The 19,793-nt window shown below is 64.2% G+C and carries 18 protein-coding genes; 4 read left to right on the top strand and 14 right to left on the bottom strand.

Features of this window, described 5'->3' with window-relative positions:
- The first annotated feature begins 104 nt into the window (after positions 1–104).
- The 3 genes from IT549_RS07200 to IT549_RS07190 are packed head-to-tail and all read left to right on the top strand — an operon-like array spanning position 105 to position 3,697.
- A complete protein-coding gene (locus IT549_RS07200) occupies positions 105–1,292 on the top strand; it encodes a hypothetical protein (RefSeq protein ID WP_292971375.1) in 1,188 nt (395 codons plus the stop codon).
- Between the two features lie 24 nt (positions 1,293–1,316).
- Positions 1,317–2,279: a hypothetical protein gene (locus IT549_RS07195; protein WP_292971373.1), complete on the top strand. Its 963-nt coding sequence runs from the start codon at positions 1,317–1,319 to the stop codon at positions 2,277–2,279.
- Between the two features lie 5 nt (positions 2,280–2,284).
- Positions 2,285–3,697, top strand: coding sequence for a HAMP domain-containing sensor histidine kinase (locus tag IT549_RS07190; protein WP_292971371.1), 1,413 nt, complete (start codon positions 2,285–2,287; stop codon positions 3,695–3,697).
- On the opposite strand, the gene IT549_RS07185 is transcribed toward IT549_RS07190, so the two are convergent.
- On the bottom strand, positions 3,665–3,880 hold the full coding sequence (locus tag IT549_RS07185) for a hypothetical protein (RefSeq protein ID WP_292971369.1): 216 nt from the start codon (positions 3,878–3,880) through the stop codon (positions 3,665–3,667). The two genes, IT549_RS07190 and IT549_RS07185, sit on opposite strands and share 33 nt — an antisense overlap.
- A 44-nt stretch (positions 3,881–3,924) precedes the next feature.
- Positions 3,925–5,211: a citrate synthase gene (locus IT549_RS07180; RefSeq protein WP_292971367.1), complete on the bottom strand. Its 1,287-nt coding sequence runs from the start codon at positions 5,209–5,211 to the stop codon at positions 3,925–3,927.
- A gap of 428 nt (positions 5,212–5,639) precedes the next feature.
- On the opposite strand from IT549_RS07180, the gene IT549_RS07175 reads away from it, so the two are divergent.
- The gene (locus IT549_RS07175) at positions 5,640–7,847 is read left to right on the top strand and encodes a ComEC/Rec2 family competence protein (protein ID WP_292971365.1); all 2,208 of its coding nucleotides are present in this window, start codon (positions 5,640–5,642) and stop codon (positions 7,845–7,847) included.
- Here the strand turns inward: IT549_RS07175 and lexA are convergent.
- The 12 genes from lexA to IT549_RS07115 all read right to left on the bottom strand — a co-directional run bounded on the left by lexA (position 7,841) and on the right by IT549_RS07115 (position 19,588).
- Positions 7,841–8,530 carry a transcriptional repressor LexA gene (gene lexA, locus IT549_RS07170; RefSeq protein WP_292971363.1) on the bottom strand — a complete coding sequence of 230 codons (690 nt, stop codon included), beginning with the start codon at positions 8,528–8,530 and terminating at the stop codon, positions 7,841–7,843. The genes IT549_RS07175 and lexA overlap by 7 nt on opposite strands.
- Positions 8,531–8,625: 95 nt before the next feature.
- Positions 8,626–9,828 (bottom strand): molybdopterin molybdotransferase MoeA, encoded by a 1,203-nt coding sequence (locus IT549_RS07165; RefSeq protein ID WP_292971362.1) that lies wholly within the window; start codon positions 9,826–9,828, stop codon positions 8,626–8,628.
- Positions 9,828–10,301: a cyclic pyranopterin monophosphate synthase MoaC gene (gene moaC, locus IT549_RS07160; RefSeq protein WP_292971359.1), complete on the bottom strand. Its 474-nt coding sequence runs from the start codon at positions 10,299–10,301 to the stop codon at positions 9,828–9,830. The genes IT549_RS07165 and moaC overlap by 1 nt, the downstream gene beginning before the upstream one ends.
- A gap of 149 nt (positions 10,302–10,450) precedes the next feature.
- Positions 10,451–11,242, bottom strand: a complete 792-nt coding sequence (gene trpC, locus IT549_RS07155; RefSeq protein ID WP_292971357.1) for an indole-3-glycerol phosphate synthase TrpC — start codon at positions 11,240–11,242, stop codon at positions 10,451–10,453.
- Positions 11,239–12,204, bottom strand: a complete 966-nt coding sequence (gene trpD / locus IT549_RS07150) for an anthranilate phosphoribosyltransferase (RefSeq protein WP_292971355.1) — start codon at positions 12,202–12,204, stop codon at positions 11,239–11,241. The genes trpC and trpD overlap by 4 nt, the downstream gene beginning before the upstream one ends.
- Complete coding sequence (locus tag IT549_RS07145) at positions 12,201–12,785, bottom strand: aminodeoxychorismate/anthranilate synthase component II (RefSeq protein ID WP_292971353.1); 585 nt, start codon at positions 12,783–12,785, stop codon at positions 12,201–12,203. Before IT549_RS07145 ends, trpD begins: the two co-directional genes overlap by 4 nt.
- Before the next feature lie 63 nt (positions 12,786–12,848).
- Complete coding sequence (gene pip, locus IT549_RS07140) at positions 12,849–13,823, bottom strand: prolyl aminopeptidase (protein ID WP_292971351.1); 975 nt, start codon at positions 13,821–13,823, stop codon at positions 12,849–12,851.
- Entirely contained in the window at positions 13,820–14,887 is a 1,068-nt protein-coding gene (locus tag IT549_RS07135; protein ID WP_292971349.1) for an alpha/beta fold hydrolase, read from the bottom strand. The genes pip and IT549_RS07135 overlap by 4 nt, the downstream gene beginning before the upstream one ends.
- A gap of 3 nt (positions 14,888–14,890) precedes the next feature.
- The gene (locus IT549_RS07130; protein WP_292971347.1) at positions 14,891–15,739 is read right to left on the bottom strand and encodes an SDR family oxidoreductase; all 849 of its coding nucleotides are present in this window, start codon (positions 15,737–15,739) and stop codon (positions 14,891–14,893) included.
- 10 nt (positions 15,740–15,749) lie between these two features.
- The gene (locus tag IT549_RS07125) at positions 15,750–16,082 is read right to left on the bottom strand and encodes an ASCH domain-containing protein (RefSeq protein WP_292971344.1); all 333 of its coding nucleotides are present in this window, start codon (positions 16,080–16,082) and stop codon (positions 15,750–15,752) included.
- Between the two features lie 50 nt (positions 16,083–16,132).
- On the bottom strand, positions 16,133–17,647 hold the full coding sequence (locus IT549_RS07120) for a chorismate-binding protein (RefSeq protein WP_292971342.1): 1,515 nt from the start codon (positions 17,645–17,647) through the stop codon (positions 16,133–16,135).
- A gap of 6 nt (positions 17,648–17,653) precedes the next feature.
- A complete protein-coding gene (locus IT549_RS07115; protein WP_292971339.1) occupies positions 17,654–19,588 on the bottom strand; it encodes a peptidylprolyl isomerase in 1,935 nt (644 codons plus the stop codon).
- Positions 19,589–19,793 lie beyond the last annotated feature (205 nt).

Below are 19,793 nucleotides of genomic sequence, written 5' to 3'. Positions count from 1 at the left end.
GGTTGTCAGCCGACTTCGGCTTGGCACCACGGCCTGACCAACCTAAATAGCCTCTCCCTATCCCGAATGCGCGGAGAGAAACGCTGCGGGTCGCCGTACTGTCCATGCTTGAACCTGCCGCTGATGGCGAGCACGGCGCACGCGCGTTTCTGCGGATCGGCGGGCTGACAGTCGCGCGCCAGCAACTGGCGCTGGCGCTTTCGTTGCAGTGCGAGCGAATTGTCTGCATCGCCCCGGCGCTATCCAACCCGATCGTCGAACTGCAGCACCTTGCCGAACGTGGCGGTGCCCAGTTCCATGTTATTCCCGGCGGACGGCCTTTGGTCGGCCTGGTTACCGCAACCGATGAAGTCATCGTGCTGGCCGATGGCCTGTTTGCTTCAACCGCTGAGGCTTGCGATCTCTTGTCAGATGGCCAGCTGGTGCTGGTGCAGCCGATCGAGCAAGGGCTGGCCGCAGGATTTGAGCGGATCGACCTCAACCATGCCTCGGCAGGTGCCATGCGGCTTCCCGGGCGCCTGGTTGAACGTCTGGCTGACCTTCCGGCTGATTGCGATACGGTTTCCTCGCTGCAGCGAATCGCGCTGCAGGCGGGCGTCCGCCAGCGTGCGATCCCGGCTCCGGGGCAGGATGGCCTGTTCTGGGCCCTGGTCCGCAGTGATACCGAAGCACACGCGATCGAACCAATGTGGATCCGCCAACGGACCCGCGATACCCAACAGCTTGGCCCCTCGCGCGCGATAGCTTTGCTGGCTGTGCGTGGGCTAGGCCCCGCATTGCTGCACGCTGGCAGCGGCGCCAACGCGATACTGGTTGCGGCTTTGGTCTCTGTCCTGCTGGCAGTGAGTGCCGGGTGGTTTGGCTGGGTCGCCATGGGATTCGGGCTTTGCGCCATTGCCTGGCTGCTGCGCGAATCCGCCGCTCTGCTGGTCAGGATCGAGCGCGATGAAAGCGGCCCCCGCAAGGGTATGGATGGGCTGGGCGCCTTCGCCTGGCTGATCGACGCGCTGCTGGTCTTGCTGCTGGCCTGGGGATCACGCGGAGATGCCATGCAGGCCTTGCCGCACCGGTTGTTCCCGCCACTCATGCTGTTCGCACTGCTTCGCATCCTTGCGGCATTGCCCACAGGACGGTGGGGTGCCTGGTTGACCGACCGGGCCTTGATGGCGGTAGTGGCTGGCAGCGCAACACTGGCCGGACTGGCGAGCGAATTTGCCCATGGCGGAGCGATCATCGCAGCTGCCGCGGCACTGGCGCTGTTGGGCGGCAAAAATCGGCTAACGCGACCTTAACCAGACAGGGCTATGGCACAGGGCATGATTGATACTTCTGCCCAGGGAATTTCGGCTGAAGCAGTGGCCGTGGTGCTGCGTGACGAATTGGCGCATGGCGATGCGTTGATCGGCACGATTGCTCCGATCCTGCGCCACTTGCTGGCCAATGACGAGCATTCGGTGTTCGGCGACGATATCATTGCCCGGGTTCGTGGCATGATGGGCCATGTTGCCGGCCAGTTGCTGGACGCCCAGGCGCGGGCCGGCGGTGAGGAGGACCTGGTCGAGCACGACCCGGCCAGGCTGCACGCGCTGGTTGATGCTCTGGTCGCTCATCCGGGCTTCCTTGCTCATGCTCATGCCCTTGCGCTGGAATGGCAGCTGACCGAACGGCTCGAAGCACGTCTGGCGCTCGATCCGGTCCTTTCGCCCTTGCTGCAGGCTCTGGTCGCGTCAAGCGATCCGGCGGTGGCCGCCAGTGCGATGGCGCTGTTGGCTTCACAGGCCCGTTTTGCCCAGGCTCAGCGCCGGATGCAGCTTCCGCTTGGCGAACTGCCTGGTGACCTGCTGCACGCCGCCGTGTTGGCCTTGCGCGGGCTTGCCAGTGCTGAAGAGGCCGAGCACGCGGCCGTTGCCGAGCGCACCATCCGCCAGAATTATGACGAAAGCCGGACCCGCCTGGGGCTGATTTCGCGACTGGTCACGGGGATGGGTGGTGGTGCTACTGCCGCGCTGTCGGTTACCCATGCCGGGGTGGGCATGTTCCTCTCGGCGCTGGCCCTTGCCTCGGGGCAGGATCGTGACATGGCCGTGCTCGCAACCAACGAGGGACAGTTGGCCCGGCTTGCGCTGGCGCTGCGTGCTGCAGGCCTCAAGCCACAATCAATCGAAGAGCAGTTTGTCTCGCTTCATCCCGAAGTGTCGTTGCCACCGGGCTTTGATCAACTCGGTTCGGATCACGCCGCCGCCCTGCTATCGCGCTCGGCGATCTATCCGGGAAGCTGAACCAGGTGCCCGTCATCAGCCCATACCTGGCCGAGGGTCGCTGCGATTCGTCCGGACGACTGACCAGCGCCGGCGAACCGCTTTCCGGGCTGCAGCTGGCCTGTGGCGGTGAAATTCCGGGCGATGTTGCGATCCCAGCCTTGCGTGAATTGATCGGTAAATCCCGGGAATTTGGACTCAAGTTGGCGCGCTCGATCAAGGCGAACGATGGTCGCGATACGATTACCGCCTGGATTGAAGTCGAGCCTCTGGAGGACCACAGTTGCGCACTGCGGGTTACCAGTTGGCAGATCGGCTCGCTGCCACCTGAAGATGCGACAACAATCAGTGCGCATCGCGCGGCGATTGACCGTGATCTGGCCGAACTTACGGCGCGGCTCGACAGCCAGCAATGCGTGTTGAGTGCTAGTTCCGATGCTGCTGACCTGGCCGATCTGGTCAAGGCAATGCAGCTTGGGCTGGGCAAGCCCTGGACCGATTTCGTCGAAGTGGAAGGCGCCGCGCACCAGCAACCGATGCACTGGCGCCTGCTTGATGGTGCCGGCATCCGGATCGCTGGGTCGGAACGGGCCTGGCGTGCGTCGCTGCTGCCGGTGGAGGTGCCGGGTGATGCACCTTCCGGTTTCGAACTGTGCCTGTGCGCGGATGCACCGCTGCCACCGCCAGCGCCGCGCAGCGGTGCAGAAGTCATCCTGCCGCAGAATGGCCCGGGGCTGGTTGGTCGCGATGTTGCTCCGGTACTGCGTCAGCCGATCGCCCGGATCATCGCCAATGCGGAGACAATCCGCACTCGCATGGCCGGTCCCCTTGCAGAAGAGTACAGCCAGTATGCTGCCGATATCGCGGCGGCGGGGCAGCACTTGCTCGCGCTGGTCGAAGACCTGGCTGATCTTGAAGTCGTCGAATCCGAAGAATTCAACACCGCTCCCGATCGGATCGATCTGGCCGACGTAGCGCGGCGCGCGGCCGGAATTCTGGCGGTGCGCGCGCAGGAACGCGGCATCACGATCGATGCGCCCAAGCAGGGAGAGCATTTGCCTGCTATCGCTGAATTCCGGCGGGTGTTGCAGGTGCTGCTGAACCTGGTGGGCAATGCGATCCGCTATTCACCCGACGATTCGCAAATCTGGATCAGACTGGAAGATGCGGGCGGACGGGCACGCCTGATCGTTGCTGATCAGGGCCCGGGTCTCAGCCAGGAGCAACAGGCCAAGGTCTTTGAAAAATTCGAACGTCTGGGCCGCAGCGGCGAAGACGGTGGCTCCGGACTGGGTCTCTACATCTCGCGGCGGCTTGCGCGCGCAATGGGCGGTGAACTGACTGTTGAAAGCGCCCCCGGGCAGGGAGCGCGCTTTATCCTGGACGTCCCGGCTGACCTGCTGGCCTCAGCCCCGACGACCGCGCAGGACCCAGATTAGCCCGGCCCAACCGCTGGCCCAAAGCAATCCGTAGAGGGTCCAGGCCCGATCGGCGAGCATGAAGCTTTCCGGTGGCCACATGATGATGCCAAGGCCCTGCAGTGCCCAGAATAGCCCGGCAAACACCATCAGCGCGGCCAAGGCCATATAGACCAACCGCAGCAGGTTCCTGAGTGTATCCATGGCTCTCCCCTTCGTGTTCTGAAGGGGTGACTATCGCCTTCGGATCAACGCTTGTCGAGCGGCACGTAATCGCGCTGCGTCGGGCCGGTGTAGAGCTGGCGCGGCCGTCCGATCTTCTGGTTGGGATCGCTGATCATTTCGTTCCACTGCGCGACCCAGCCCACGGTGCGTGCCAGCGCGAACAGCACGGTGAACATGGTGGTCGGGAAGCCGATCGCGGAAAGGATCACGCCCGAGTAGAAGTCCACATTGGGGAACAGCTTCTTCTCGATGAAATAGGGATCGTTGAGCGCCATTTCCTCAAGCCGCAGGGCAACTTCGAAGACCGGATCGGTAACCTTGAGCGCTTCGAACACCTCACGCACGGTCTGCTGCATCACGGTCGCGCGCGGATCGTAGTTCTTGTAGACGCGGTGGCCGAAGCCCATCAGGCGGAACGGATCGTTCTTGTCCTTGGCGCGTTCAATATAGTGCGGGATGCGATCGGGAGTGCCGATCTCGTGCAGCATGTTGAGCGCGGCTTCGTTGGCTCCGCCATGCGCCGGACCCCACAGGCAGGCGATGCCGGCCGCGATGCAGGCAAACGGATTCGCGCCCGACGAGCCGGCCAGACGAACCGTGCTGGTCGAGGCGTTCTGTTCGTGATCGGCGTGGAGGATGAAGATCCGGTCCATCGCCTTTTCGACCGCCGGTACCACTTCGTATTCCTCGGCCGGGACACCGAAGGTCATGCGCAGGAAGTTGCCGGTGTAGGACAAGTTGTTGTCCGGATACATGAAGGGCTGGCCGACCGAATACTTGTAGGCCATGGCCGCAATCGTCGGCATCTTGGCGATCAGGCGGTGGCTGCTGATCTTGCGATGTTCCGGATCGGAGATGTCGGTGCTGTCGTGATAGAATGCCGACAGCGCGCCGACCACGCCGCACATGATCGCCATCGGGTGCGCATCGCGGCGGAACCCGCGGTAGAAAGTGGCCAGCTGTTCGTGCAGCATGGTGTGGCGCATGATCGTGGTTTCGAACTGCGACAGCTCTGCCTTGCTCGGCAGTTCGCCGTTGAGCAGCAGGTAGCTGGTTTCCATGAAACTGGAATTCTCGGCCAGCTGACCGATCGGATAGCCGCGGTGCAGCAGGACACCTTCATCGCCATCGATATAGGTCAGCGCGCTTTCGCAGCTGGCCGTGCTGGTAAAGCCCGGATCGAACGTGAACATGCCGGTCTGGCCATAGAGCTTGCGAATATCGATCACATCCGGACCGACCGAGCCCGACAGCACCGGATAGTCGAATTCGCCGCCGCCGGTGACGAGTTTAGCCTGATTGCCCACCATTACACTCCTTGCGCTTCCGGGCCTTCACCGCTGGGCTGCGCCGGCAGGGTCTGGCCCCGCACGATCGCGCCGCGCACAGGGCGGGGCCGCAATTCAAACCTGGCATGGAAAGCGTTCGCTCCGGTTAGCGCCGCCCTAGGGGCAAGCGCCAAGCGGATGCGGCCCCATCCGCACGCTTCCAGTCTCGGCATCAGACTGGCCTTGGGATTGCATCCTGTCCAGTCGTTTGTCGATCCATTCCGGCGCATCGCCGCACTGCGATAGAGCCCGGATTGAGGCGGTAACGAAGCTGCGGCGCGACTGGGTTTGAATACCAGGTAAGCGCTTGGCCTTGTTCCCGTCGATCCGATCCTGTCCACATTGCGGCCATGACCAGCGAAGCAACGCCAGTGGTGCCATTGGGGGATGGTTCCCAGGCTGACGCTGCAATGCAACATGATCTTTGGCGCAAGCTTCCACGCTTGTCCAGCAGTGTCGATCAAATCGAGCAATTCCTTGCCAATTCCCGGTTCGAGCGGGGGCCATGGCTGGTCGTCGCGCTGGCAGGCGGGATTGCCTTGTGGTTTGCACTTGCGAACGAATGGCAGTGGCTGGCCGCAATGGCGTTGTGCCTGGGATTGGCATTGGCTTCGCTGGCTGGTCTCGCCGGGGAAGGCCGATATCCATATTTGCGCCAGGCCGGCATCCTGCTTCCGCTGGCAGTCGCAGCGGGGTGCGGGCTGGTCTGGACGAAATCTACACTCGCTGGAACCGAACCGATCGCGCGTCCGATGGTGGTGCAGATCGACGGGAAAGTGCTGGAACGTGAAGAGCAGCCGGCTGAACACCGTGTTCGTCTGCGGCTTGCCACGCGTGAGCCAGAGACCGCACGAGCCATCGTGGTCCGGGTGAATCTCGATCTGGACAACGACCTGCCCGCACTGGGCGAGGGGGCAACCGTGCGGTTGCGGGCAAGGCTGGTCCCGCCAGCCCCGCCAATGCTGCCGGGAGGCTATGATTTTGCCCGCAGCGCCTGGTTTTCCGGAATTGCGGCGACCGGCGGAGTGCTGGGACGGCCGATCGTGCTGGCCAAAGGTGAGCGTGAGGGCGCCCTCCTGCGACTGCAGCGCAGCCTGTCGCAACATGTGAGGATGAACCTGCAGGGCTCGCCCGGCGCCCTTGCTGCCGCTTTCGCCAGCGGGGATCGCGGAGCGATCGCGCCGGAGGACGAAGACGCGATGCGCGACGCCGGGCTCACGCACCTGCTGTCGATCAGTGGACTGCACGTCAGTGCCGTGATCGCGGCCACCTATTTCCTGGCACTGCGACTGCTCGCCTTGCTGCCGTGGCTGGCCTTGCGCGTGCGGTTGCCGATCCTGGCGGCAGGGGTGGGGGCGAGCGCGGGGATCGGCTACACTCTGTTGACCGGGGCCGAGGTGCCGACGATCCGCAGTTGCATCGGCGCTGTGCTGGTGATGCTGGCGCTGGTGCTGGGACGTGAGCCCTTGTCGATGCGGATGGTCGCGGTCGGCGCATTCGTGATCCTGCTGATCTGGCCCGAGGCCTTGATGGGACCGAGTTTCCAGATGAGCTTTGCCGCCGTGATCGCGATTGTGGCACTGCATGGTTCGGAGCGGCTGCGGGGCTGGCTGGCGCCGCACGAGGAGCCATGGTGGGCGCGCGGGTTGCGCGGCTTTGGCTCGTTGCTGCTGACCGGAGTGGTAATCGAGCTGGCGTTGATGCCGATCGGGCTGTTCCATTTCCATCGCTCCGGGCTTTACGGGGCCTTGGCAAATGTGGTGGCGATCCCGCTGACCACGCTGGCCTCGATGCCCTTGATAGCTCTGGCTTTGCTGTTCGATGCGGTCGGGGCAGGGGCGCCGTTCTGGTGGTTGGCGGGCAAGTCGCTAGAGCTGCTCCTCGCCTTGGCGCACTGGACCGCAGCGATGCCCGGTGCAGTGACAATGATGCCGGGGATGGGGCGTGGTACTTTCGCGCTGTTCGTCCTGGGCGGGCTGTGGCTGGCGCTTTGGCACGGGCGGGTAAGACTGCTGGGGCTGGCACCGGTCCTGGTAGCGAGCGTGCTGGTCACCCAGGTACGTGAGCCGGACCTGCTGATCTCGGGTGACGGCCGCCATGTCGGGATCACCGGCGAGGCAGGAGAAGAGTTGCTGGTCCTGCGCGAGAGCCGCAGCGATTACACCCGCGATAATCTGCTCGAAACCGCCGGGATGAACGGCGCCACCCGTTTGCTCGACGATTGGCCCGGTGCGCGCTGCAACAAGGGCTACTGCACGCTCAGATTGCGGCGCGGCGGGCGCGATTGGCAACTGCTCATGGCGCGGGGCAGCGATTACATCGATGCCCGCGCGCTAGCTGCCGCCTGTGACCGGGTCGACGTGGTCATTGCCGCGCGATACCTGCCCCGGCCATGCCAGCCACGCTGGTTCAAGGCCGACCGGCGGATGCTCGATCGCACCGGCGGGCTAACCATTGACCTTGCCAAAGCGAAGGTCACCAGCGTGGCCGCCAGCCAAGGTGAGCATGGCTGGTGGCGGCCTCCGCCGCCCTACCGGCGGCCCAATCCGCAACCAAGCGGCAGCGAAGAGGCCGATGCGGCATCGGCCGAGCGGCGCCCGGCCAATCCTGCTCAGTGATAGCGCCGCAGCAGGCCAGCGAGCTTGCCCTGGACCACCACTTCACGCGGATCGTAGATCTGCGGTTCGTAGGCGGCATTGGCGGGATCGAGCCGGACCCGGCCGTTCTCGCGCCGCAGGTACTTGAGCGTCGCTTCCTCGCCGCGTACCAGTGCGACCACGATTTCACCATCACGGGCGCTGTCGGTCCGGCGGATCAGGGCATAATCGCCATCAAGGATCCCGGCTTCGATCATCGAATCGCCGGATACTTCAAGCGCATAGTGCTCACCCGAGCCAAGCAGCGCAGCAGGGACGGGCAGCATGGCCGACGTTTCCAGCGCCTCAATCGGCACACCGGCAGCGATCCGGCCATGCAGCGGGATTTCGATCACATCATTGGCCGGAGCCGGCCTGGCCTCGGGCGGGCGGATCACCGCCGCAGCAGGAGCGTTCGAGTTCGCGGCCCGCGGAGCCTTGCTGGTCACATCCTCTGGCTGCTTGAGCACTTCGAGCGCGCGCGCCCGATTGGGCAGGCGGCGAATGAACCCGCGTTCTTCCAGAGCAGAAATCAGGCGGTGCACGCCCGACTTGGACTTGAGATCGAGCGCTTCCTTCATTTCCTCAAACGAGGGAGAAACCCCGGTCTCTTCAAGCTTGGCCTGAATATAGCGGATCAGTTCGTGCTGCTTGCGGGTCAGCATGCCTGCCTCACTCCGATTGGAACGGGCTGGAGCGGAATGTTCCGGCACCGTTCAGTGAACGAATGCGGAACAATTAAGCAACAGATTCGTTCCAGTCAAGCAATACCGCCATTTTCGAGCAGATAGAGTGAAATCACCCCACCGGCTTCAACGGCCGGGGCATCGATCGGGCGATCGATCAAGGCATTGGCCCGGGCCAACGCTCCCAGCGCGCCGCTGTCCTGATTCAGCCGCGAGGTGGCCTGAATTCCGTCAAAATGCGCCCGCTGGAACTCCTGACGCGGACCGCCTGCGGGCAGGGCTTCGGCTGCCCGGGCCGCAATCGGCTGCGGCAAGGGCTGCACCGCGCCCAGCAGCGCGCGCAGTAGCGGCAGCAGGAACAGGTAGGCGGTGACGTGGCTTGAAACCGGATTGCCCGGCAGCCCGACCACCACCTGATGGCCGCGAGTCGCGACCATGATCGGCTTGCCCGGCTTGATCGCCACTTTCCAGAAATCGAGCGTCGCACCCCATTCGGCAAGCGCCGGGCGGATAAGGTCATGTTCGCCGACCGAAGCCCCGCCGCTGGTAACGATAACATCCGCACCTTCCGCTTGCTGCAAAGCGGCAGCGAGCGCGTCCATCCGGTCAATCACCGGGCCGATCCGCTCAACCTCGCACGGCACGGCCTGCCGCACCAATGCTTCGAGCATGACGCCGTTGCTGGCCGGGATCTGGTGATCGGCGCAGTTGCCGGCATCCTCGGACAGTTCATCACCGCTGTCGATGATCGCGATCCTGGGCGGACGGCGCACCGCTGCGAAATTGTGCCCGGCGCTGAGCACCAGCGCGAGCTGACCCGGCCCCAGCCGGGACCCGGCGGGCAGCAGCTGGGCACCCTTGGCAAAGTCATTGCCCTTGCGGCGGATGTGCTTGCCCAGCGGACCGGGCGGGGTACCGGTGAGCGCCAGGTCGTCTCCGTCACGCGCCGCATCTTCCTGCATCAGCACCATGTCGGCACCATCCGGCATCAGTGCGCCGGTCGCGATCCGCACCGCTTCGCCCGCGCCGCACGTGCCGGTGAACGGATGGCCGCAGGAACTTTCGCCGATTACCCGCCACGGGCCGGGCATGTCAGTCTGACGCAGCGCATAGCCGTCCATGGCCGAAAGATCCGCCGGAGGCTGAGTGCGTGCAGCAACCAGCGGCTCGGCCAGGAACCGCCCGAGTGCTTCGGCCACCGGAACGCGTTCGATCGGCAGTGGTTTGGCCAGGGCCAGCAGGCGGACCTGGGCTTCGTTAACCGGCAGCAGCGCCATCAGTCCGCCGCCTTCCAGTGGCCGGACTTGCCGCCACGCTTCTCGATCAGACGTACGGCCGAAATGACCATGCCTTTATCAATAGCCTTGGCCATGTCGTAAATCGTCAGCAGCGCGACCGAGACTGCGGTCAGCGCTTCCATCTCGACCCCGGTGCGGCCGGTCAGCGCTGCGCTGGCGGTGACTCTCACGCCCTGATCTTCCAGCACGAAATCCACCGTCACCGCATCCAGCGCCAGCGGATGGCACAGCGGAATCAATTCGGCGGTCTTCTTGGCCGCCATGATCCCGGCGATCCGCCCCGCAGCCAGCACATCGCCCTTGGGCACGGAACCATCGCGGATCGCCGCCAGGGCAGTCGGCGACATGGCGATCCGGCCCTCGGCCACGGCGACGCGCTGGCTTTCCGCCTTGCCGCCGATATCGACCATCCGGGCCTTGCCCTGATCATCAAGATGGGTGAGCTTGTTCATATTCCGGTCAATCGCCTTGAACGAATGGACACAATGGACACTGTTCTAAAGGTCCAAAATCCTGCTGCCTTTGATGTGTGGCAAGAGCGGGAAGGGCGGGGCACGGTCATGCCGCACAGCATGGCAGATTGCCGCGCTGTAGGACAGGCCTAGACGCCAGTCAGCAACATGCGGGTGGCCGCTGCAACGTCATGCTGGCGCATCAGGCTTTCGCCCACCAGGAATGTGCGGGTGCCGCACTGTTCAAGCCGCAGCAGGTCAGCATGGCTGTTGATCCCGCTCTCACTGACCAGCAGCGCTCCTGCGGGGGCCATGGCCGCCAGCCGCTCGGTCGTGGCCAGATCGGTCACGAACCGCTTGAGGTCGCGGTTGTTGACCCCGATCAGGTGGCTGCGCAGGTTGGCTGCGCGCTCCATTTCGGCTTCGTTGTGAACTTCGACCAGCACATCCATCCCGCGTTCGATCGCCGCAGTTTCGATCTCAGCCATCTGGCCGTCGTCCAGGGCGGCGACGATGATCAGGATCGCATCGGCACCGATCGCGCGGGCTTCGGCGACTTGCCAGGGATCGACCATGAAATCCTTGCGCAGAACCGGCAAGTCGCAAGCAGCGCGCGCGGCGATCAGATAGTCTTCATGCCCCTGAAAATAGGGCGCGTCGGTCAGCACCGAAAGACAGGCCGCACCGCCCGCCTGATAGGCCCTGGCATGCGCCGGAGGATCGAAATCGGCCCGGATCAGCCCCTTCGAAGGACTGGCCTTCTTGATTTCCGCAATCAGCGCGAAACCAGTGGCCGCCTTGGCCCGCAATGCCGCCTCAAACCCGCGCGGCGCGCTTTGCCCGGCAGCCCGGGCATCCAGATCAGCCAACGAGGCCAGCGGTTTGCGCGCGGCAACTTCATCGGCCTTGGTGGCGCAGATCTCGGCGAGTTTGTCGGTCATTTCACAGTCTCGATCCAGCAGTCCAGCAACGCCTTGGCCAGACCCTTGTCGATCGCTTCGGCGGCTTCTTCGGCACCTTCAAACCAGTCTTCGGCCTGGCCGGCGACGATCAGCGCGGCTGCGGAATTGAGCAGAACGGCGTCGCGATAGGCACCGCGTTCGCCATCGAGCAGACGGCGCAGGGCGGCGGCGTTGAACTGGGCATCACCGCCGCGCAGGTCTTCCAGCGGGTGCGGCAGCAGTCCTGCATCGCCGGGGATCACCTGGCCGGGGAAATGCGGCAGGCCGATCGCGGCGCAATAGCTGGCTCCGGCGATCGACAGTTCGTCGAGCCCTTCCTCACCCGAAACGATCAGGGCGCTTTCGCTGCCGAGCAGCTCCATCGCTTCACGGTAGAGCGCGATCAGGTTGGGATGGGCCACGCCGACCAGCTGGCGCGTGACCCCGGCTGGATTGGCCAGCGGGCCACAAAAGTTGAAGATCGTGCGCCGGCCAAGCGCCTTGCGGATCGGCCCAACCCGGGCAAGTGCCGGATGGTGAGCCTGGGCGAACAGGAAGGCGATGCCAAGGTCGGGCAGGGTCTGTTCGGCCAGTTCGCTGGCGCGGGTCAGGTTGAGCCCCAGCGCCTCGAGCGTGTCGGCCCCGCCTGCCTGGCTGCTGGCCGCGCGGTTGCCGTGCTTGGCCACCGGCACGTCGCAAGCGGCAACCACCAGCGCAACGGCGGTAGAAACATTGAGCGAGTGCTGACCATCGCCGCCAGTTCCGCAGACGTCGATTGCCCCATCAGGGGCGGCGATCCGCTTCATCCGTTCGCGCATGGCTTTGACGGCTCCGGCAATCTCGGCCGCAGTCTCGCCGCGATCGGCCAGCTCGACCAGCACATCACGGATTTCTTCGTCGCCCATATCGCCATCGAGCATGCGCCCGAACAGCGCCTGGGCTTCGGTCAAGGTCAGGCTCACGCCAGTTCCTTCACCGGCAGGCCGCAGATCCTGAGGAAGTTGGCCAGCATCGCGTGACCGTGTTCGGTGGCGATGCTTTCTGGGTGGAACTGCACACCGTGGATCGGCAGATCCCGGTGGCGAAAGCCCATCACATGGCCATCGTCGCTGGTGCAGTTGGTAACCAGGCCATCGGGCACATCATCGACGATCAGCGAGTGATAGCGCGTGGCGTTGAAGGGTGAGGGGATACCAGCAAAGATCCCGGTCCCGTCGTGAGTAACGGGCGAGGTCTTGCCGTGCATCAGCCCGCCGCGCACGACCTGCCCGCCAAAATGCTGACCGATCGACTGGTGGCCCAGGCACACGCCCAGCAGCGGCAGCTTCGCCGCTTCGCAGGCCGCGACCAGATCAAGGCTGATCCCGGCTTCGTTGGGAGTACAGGGGCCGGGCGAGATCAGGAAACCCTTGGCCCCGCTGCTGATCGCCTGTCCGGCCGAGATCGCATCGTTGCGCTCCACCCGCACTTCCGCGCCCAGTTCCATCAGATAATGGACCAGGTTCCAGGTGAAGCTGTCGTAGTTGTCGATAACCAGGATCATGCAGGCGCCCTTAGCGGCGGCAGCAGCGATTTGCCAGATAAGCTTGCTTGATGGGGCGAAGGGCTAGCTTGGCTTACCCGCAAACCGGTCACTCGCGCGCACCAGGCCATCGGTGATGCCGGATTCGGTGAACAGGTGCCCGCCATCGGGGACGATCTGCAGCTCGACTTCGGGCCAGGCTTTCTTGAGCGCCCAGGCGGCCGAGGGCGGGGTGCAGCTGTCGTGCCGGCCTTGGACGATGACGCCCGGAATTGCGCGCAACTTGTGCGCATCGCGCAGCAGTTGCCCAGGCTCAAGCCAGCAGTCGTGGCGGAAGAAGTGGTTTTCGATCCGGGCCACGGCGACTGCGTGATCGTCGGCAGTGAAATCGGCCATCATGTCGGGATCGGGCAGCAGCGTGACGGTGACCGCCTCCCACATCGACCAGGCCTTGGCCGCAGCCAGGCGCACTTGCGGATCATGGCTGGTCAGGCGGCGATTGTAGGCTTCGACCAGGTCGTGGCGTTCATCTTCGGGGATGTGGCCCGCAAAGTCGTCCCAGCCATCGGGATAGATCTCGCTCGCGCCGTATTTGTACAGCCAGTCAGCCTCGCCCTGACTCGCCAGGAAGATACCGCGCAGCACCAGTTCGCTCACCCGCTGGGGGTGGGTCTGGGCATAGGCCAGGCTGAGCGTCGAGCCCCACGATCCGCCGAAAACCAGCCATTTGTCATGTCCGGCCATTTCGCGCAGCCGCTCGATATCGGCGACGAGATGCCAGGTGGTGTTGTTTTCAAGACTGGCAAACGGCGTCGAGCGTCCGCAGCCGCGCTGGTCAAACAGCAGGACGTCGTAGAGCGCGGGATCGAACTGCTGGCGCTGCTTGGCGCTGCAGCCGCTGCCCGGCCCGCCGTGGAGGAACACTGCCGGCTTGCCGCCCGGCGTCCCGCAGCGTTCCCAATAGATTGAATGGCCATCGCCAACATCGAGCATGCCCGAGGCGTAGGGTTCGATCGGCGGATAGAGCGTGCGGCGCTCGCTGGCATTTGCGGCAGTCATGGGTGGGTTTCCATCAGCTTGGCCAGGTCCGCCTTCCAGAACTTGGCCCAGGTGTGGGTGCCGTGCCCCTTGGTCTCGGGGCTGTAGGGCAACAGGATGAACCGGGCATGCTTCATCAGCTTGGAGTGTTGCTGCGCCTGGCCCAGTTCGGGCGGATTGATGAAATCGTCCGAGCTGTTGATCCACAGCACCGGGACGGTGATCTTCGCAAGGTCAGGGGCCGGGTTGTAATTGCGCGAGCTGTCGAGCTGGTAGATCTGGTCGTTGGCGTCGAGATCGCTCTTGGCCCGCGACGCATAGCTGTCGTGCAGGAAATTGACCGCCTGATTGCGGGACGGAAACTGTTCCTGCATCGCCCAGGCATTGCCGCCGGCGATGATCGATAGATAGCGCGCGGTGCGCAGGCCACCTTCGGGGGGCTGGGTATAGTTCCCGCCATTCCACAGCGGATCAGCCTGAATCGCGTCGATTGACATCTGCCGCCACATCCGGTTGCGCCCGGCGATCTGCATGGCGTTGCAGGCAAAGGGCGCCAGCCGCCGCGCGAAGCCGGGATAGCGGGTGCCCCAGACAAAGCCGTGCATGCAGCCCATCGACGTGCCCAGGATCAGCTGCAGCTGGTTCACGCCCAGCCCCTCGATCAGCATCCGGCGCTGGGCATCAACCATGTCGTCATAGTCATAGCGCGGGAAGGCCATCTTCATCCCGTCGCTGGGCTTGCTGCTTTTGCCATGCCCGATGTTGTCGGGCAGGATCACATACCATTTCCGCACGTCGAGCACCTGGCCCGGCCCAAACAGCTGATCCGCGAACTGCTGGCGAAAGAACTGCCATCCCGAACCACCTGTGCCATGCAGGATCATGACCGCATTGTCGATTTGGCCTGCTGCATTGCGGTGCGGCGTCCCCAGCGTGGTGACATGGATACGCAGGTCCATCGTCTCGCCGGTGCCGAACCTGAAGTCCTTCAGCACCACATCGCTTTGCGTACCGTGGGCCGACCAGTCTTCGGCGTGCAGCGGGGCAGCGATCAGGGCGAGGAGCAGGAAGAGGAACTTGCGCATGTTCTATCCCTTGAGCCGGTTGGCAAATGCTTCGATCACCGAATTTCCAGTGCGATCGACGACTTTGCTGGCCACCGTCGCCATCGCAAAATCCGAAGTAATGGTGCGGAAATCCGGGCTATCGACGGCAGCCAGTGCGGCGATGATCCGGGCGATATCATCGCCGGTCTGGCCATGGGTTGCAAAGACATTGCCTGATGCGGCCATATAGCGCTGCGCCAGAGTGGCGTAGGGCTCTGCCATGGTCGCCAGCGCGGCCTGCGAGCTTGACCGGACCGAGGCGACAAATTCGGTGTTGATCGGTCCCGGTTCGACCAGACAGACCTGCACGCCGAACTGCTGTGCCAGCGGCGCAAGGCCTTCCATCATCCCTTCCACCGCGAACTTTGCCGCGCAATAGGCTTCGTTAAAGGGCTGGCCAAGCAGCCCGCCAACGCTGGTCACTGAAATGATCCGCCCGCTGCCCGCCGCGCGCATATGCGGCAAGACCGCCTTGGTCAGGTTCCAGACGCCGAAGAAGTTGGTTTCCATTGTCCGCCGCAGGTCAGCATCGCTGGTCTGTTCGACCGAACCCAGGAAACCGGCCCCGGCATTGTTGACCAGCAAGTCGATCCGCCCGTGTAGGGCCATGACGTCGGCGACTGCCGCTTCGATCGAAGCCTGCGAACAGACATCGAGCACTTTCACTTCGACCGTAACGCCGACCCTCGTAGCCTCATTCAGCAAAGCCTGCTGCTTGGCCACATCGCGCATTGTCGCGACAACAGAATAGCCAGCTTCGGCCAGCCTGATTGCGGTGTGAAGGCCAACCCCGGTCGAACAGCCCGTTACCAGTGCAACTTTGCCCGTCATCAACGCGCTCCTAATCACCGATCACATCGATCAGCCTGAATCGCTCACACCACAGCATCATTTCGGGATCGAAGCCACCATTTCGCTCAAAGTAGCCGCGATGCCCGCGGCGCCAGTCTTCGAGTGTCTCATCGCCTTCACCTTCATCGATCGCGAATTGCAGATCGACATCACAAAATCGGCGTTGTTCGAGTTCGAGGGTTTGAACGATCGCACGGGGCTTGCCGCTCCCATTGAGCACAACCATCTGCTTGCCGACATGGGTCTGCTGGCCATCGGCCACCGACCAGCAGGTCGCGCGCTTCGCCCCGGCCAGCACGTAAGCCAGCAACCGGTCAGCCATTTCAGTAGAATCGCCGAAGGAAAACCTTTCGAGGGTTTCCCAATATGGGTTCACTGCCCAAAACCGGCTTCACCAGCCACCCGCACAGCTTCCCTTGCGGCCGCAATCAGTGCTCCAGCCTTGGCTTCGCACTCGCGCTGTTCGTAGTCTGGATTGCTGTCAGCCACGATCCCTGCACCGGCCTGGACGTGCAGCACGCCGTCCTTGATCACCCCGGTGCGCAGCACGATGCAGCTGTCGAGGTTGCCGTCCGGGGCGAAATAACCGACCCCGCCGGCATAGGCGCCGCGCGTTTCGGGTTCGAGCTCGGCGATGATCTCAGCCGCGCGGACCTTGGGCGCGCCGCTGACCGTCCCGGCCGGGAAACCCGCGAAGACCGCGTCGATCGCATCGTGATTGGCGCTATCGAGCTGGCCGACCACGTTGGAGACGATGTGCATCACGTGGCTATAGCGCTCGATCGTGTAGCTCTCGGTTACCTTGACCGATCCGGCGGTGGCCACCCGGCCAACGTCGTTCCGGCCCAGGTCAAGCAACATCAGGTGCTCGGCGCGTTCCTTGGGATCGGCGAGCAGGCTGGCTTCGTTTTCGCGGTCCTCTTCGGGTGTTTTGCCGCGCGGACGGGTGCCGGCGATCGGGCGAATGGTAACCTCGGCATCGCGCACCCGGACCAGGATCTCGGGGCTCGATCCGGTCAGCGCAAAGCCGGGCAGGTCAAGGAAATAGAGGAACGGCGATGGGTTCACCCGGCGCAGCGCGCGGTAAAGTGCCAGCGGGGGCAGGGTGAAGGGGCAGGTAAAGCGCTGGGCCAGCACCACCTGAAAGATGTCCCCTGCCTCGATATAGTCCTTCGCGCGCAGCACCATCTGGCCGTACTGGCCCGGTGCCATCACCGGCTGCAGCGCGGGTTCGGGCAGGCTGGCGTCCAGCTGAGCCTGGACCAGTGGCTCGCCCAGGCGGCGCAATGCAGCGTCGATCCGATCTTCTGCCGCGCCAAGGGTGGCCTCGCTCGATCCGCTACCCGGCCAGACCGGGGCGACCGCGAACAGCTCGTCGCTTAGCCGGTCGAAGATCAGCACCAGCGCCGGCCGCACGAACAGCATATCGGGCAGCTCAAGCGGGTTTTCGCCCGGGCGCGGCAGCTTCTCGACCAGGCCATAGGTTTCATAGCCGAAGTAGCCGACCAGGCAGGCCAGCGCCGGGGGCAGGGCTGGGGGCACTTCGAACCGGCATTGTTCGACCAGCGCCCGCAACTCGGCCAGGCTGTCGCCCGGCAGCGGGGCAAAAGCTTCGCGATCGTGGCGCCAGGTGCGATTGACTTCGGCCCTGTCGCCCTTGGCGCGGAACACCAGATCGGGATCCAGCCCCAGCAGGCTGTAGCGCCCGCGCACCTCGCCGCCCTGAACGGATTCAAGCAGGTAGTCACCCCGGCCTTCGACCATCAGCTTGGCCGCAGCGCCAACCGGAGTTTCGCAATCGGCAATCAGCCGCCGCCAGATGACGCCGGCCTTGCCCTGATCGAGCGCCGCGGCCGCTGCCGTGCGGTTCTCAGCCGTGCCGCTCACCGAAGATCAATTGCCGCCGGCAAGCTGGGTGCCCAGCTTCTTGACGTTGTCTTCGTTGCGGTTGGTGCCGATCTCATTGCGGAAAGCGGCGCGCATGGCATCGCCGTATTCGTTCGAATAGGCCTGCTCAAGATCGCCAGATAGGCCCTTGAGCGCCTCGTCATTGGGCACCGGTCCGGGGATCACTTCACTCACCGTAACAACATACCAGCCACGGCCGCGCGGTGCCTGCATCAAGGTAACCTTGCCTCTGGCCGTGGCGAACAGCATCAACAGCGGACGCGGCACATTCTGGCCCATCTGGCGCAGTTCCTGCCGGTTCTTGGTGACATGATCGACCGGCGGCAGCGCAACGCCCAGCGAGGCGACCGCGACATCCACCGGGACGCCCTTTTCAAGCTGGCCCTTCAGCTTGCGTGCGGCCTCTTCAGCGGCCTTTTCGCCCTTGGCGATGCGCGCATCCTCGGCAACGCGGTCACGGATTTCGGCAAGCGGCGGCGGGGCAGCCGGGGTGAGCTTGCCCACATCGAAAATCATGAAGGTCTTGCCGGGTTCGATTTCGGCGAGTTGGGGGGAGCCTGGTCCGTCGGCCTGGAAGGCAGTCGGAATGATCCGCTCCAGCAGGGCCGGAGCAGCCGTGCCGTCCTGGCCAAAGACTGCGCCATCGCTGGTCAAGGCCGGGGTTTCGACCACCTCGAGACCAAGTTCCTTGGCGACATCCGCCAGGCTGGCGCCATTGCTCAGCTCATCTTCAATCCGGGCGCCGAACTCGATGATCGCGCCGCGGCGCTTCTCTTCGCCCAGTTCCTTGAGCAGTTCGGGGCGGGCCTGGTCCAGCGTCTTGCCGGCCGTCGCTTCGCGGCCATCGACGCGCACCACGACCCAGCCGAGCGGCGCCTTGAATGGTCCAACCACCTTGCCGTTTTCGGCTGCGAAGACCGCGTTTGCACTGTCCGCCGAGCTTTGCAGGGCATAGGCATCCTTGGTCAGGCTGCCCAGGGCAGCCACCGCGAGCCCCTTGCTGCGCGCCACGGCTTCCAGGGCCTTGCCGCCGCCGGTTTCAGCCAGAACCTGCTTTGCAGCAGCCTCGGTCGGGAAAATCACCTGCGAAAGCTTGCGTTTGTCAGTCGCCGCGAACTTGGCTTTCTGCGCGTTGTAGCGCGCCGCCACTTCGGCATCGGTTGGCACCGGCACATTCTTGATCGCGGCATCGGTATAGGTCGCATAGCGGATCGTGCGCCGCTCAGGCAGCATGTAGCTGGCCTTGTGGTTGTTGTACCAGGCCTGCACTTCGGCGTCGCTGGCCGCCGCTCCCGGTGCGAAAGCCGCCGGCGGCAACAGCACAATGGCGCCCTTGCGGGTCTCGGTGAACGAAGCGGCATAGCGGCGCGTGACCTTGGTGGGCGCACGCAGGCCAAGCAGCGTCGAACCCAGCAGCTGACGGGTCATCAGCTGTTCGGCCAGCTCGCCGCGGTATTCGGCATCGGTCATCCCGCGCTGGCTGAGCATCTGCTGGTAAAGCGTGCGATCGACCTTGCCGTCCGGGGCCTGGACCTTGGGATCCTTGGCTACTTCACTGTCGATCAGGCGCTCACCGATATAGATCCCGTACTTTTCCCCCCATTGCAGGGCGGCCTTGTTGTCGATCACGAAGGAAAGCACCTGCTCCAGACCATCGTTGGCCAGGAACTCCTTGACTGTCAGCCGGGGATTGTCCTGCCGGGCCTGGTCAAGGATCCGGCGAATCTGGCCGTCCAGTTCGGTCGCGGTAACCTTGTCATCGCCAACCTGGGCAATCTTCGAGCTGCTGGAGAATGCACCGAACCCGCCCGAACCGGCGATGTCGCCGCCGGCAAACGCCAGCGCGATCAGGCCAAGAAAGACCAAGGTAAAACCCACGCCGAGCTTTGAATCGAACATCCTGCGGAAAAACTGGATCATGGTGGTCCGTCGTCTGATATTGCCAAGCGCGCCTGATCGACGCGCGGATCAAGCCGGCGCTTTACGGATCATTGGCCTTGCAGGCAATGGGGGCTGCGCGCTTCACCCCCGGCTTGTCGCAAGGGCTTTGACAAGCGGCACCGCGCTTGTCTAACCGCGTAGGAAACAGGCCTGACCGGATCGGGCAACAAAGGTTCAGCGAGGA

The sequence above is a fragment of the Novosphingobium sp. genome (genome assembly GCF_020852455.1).
GTDB lineage: Bacteria > Pseudomonadota > Alphaproteobacteria > Sphingomonadales > Sphingomonadaceae > Novosphingobium.
This window is presented reverse-complemented; position numbering and strand designations above follow the sequence as displayed.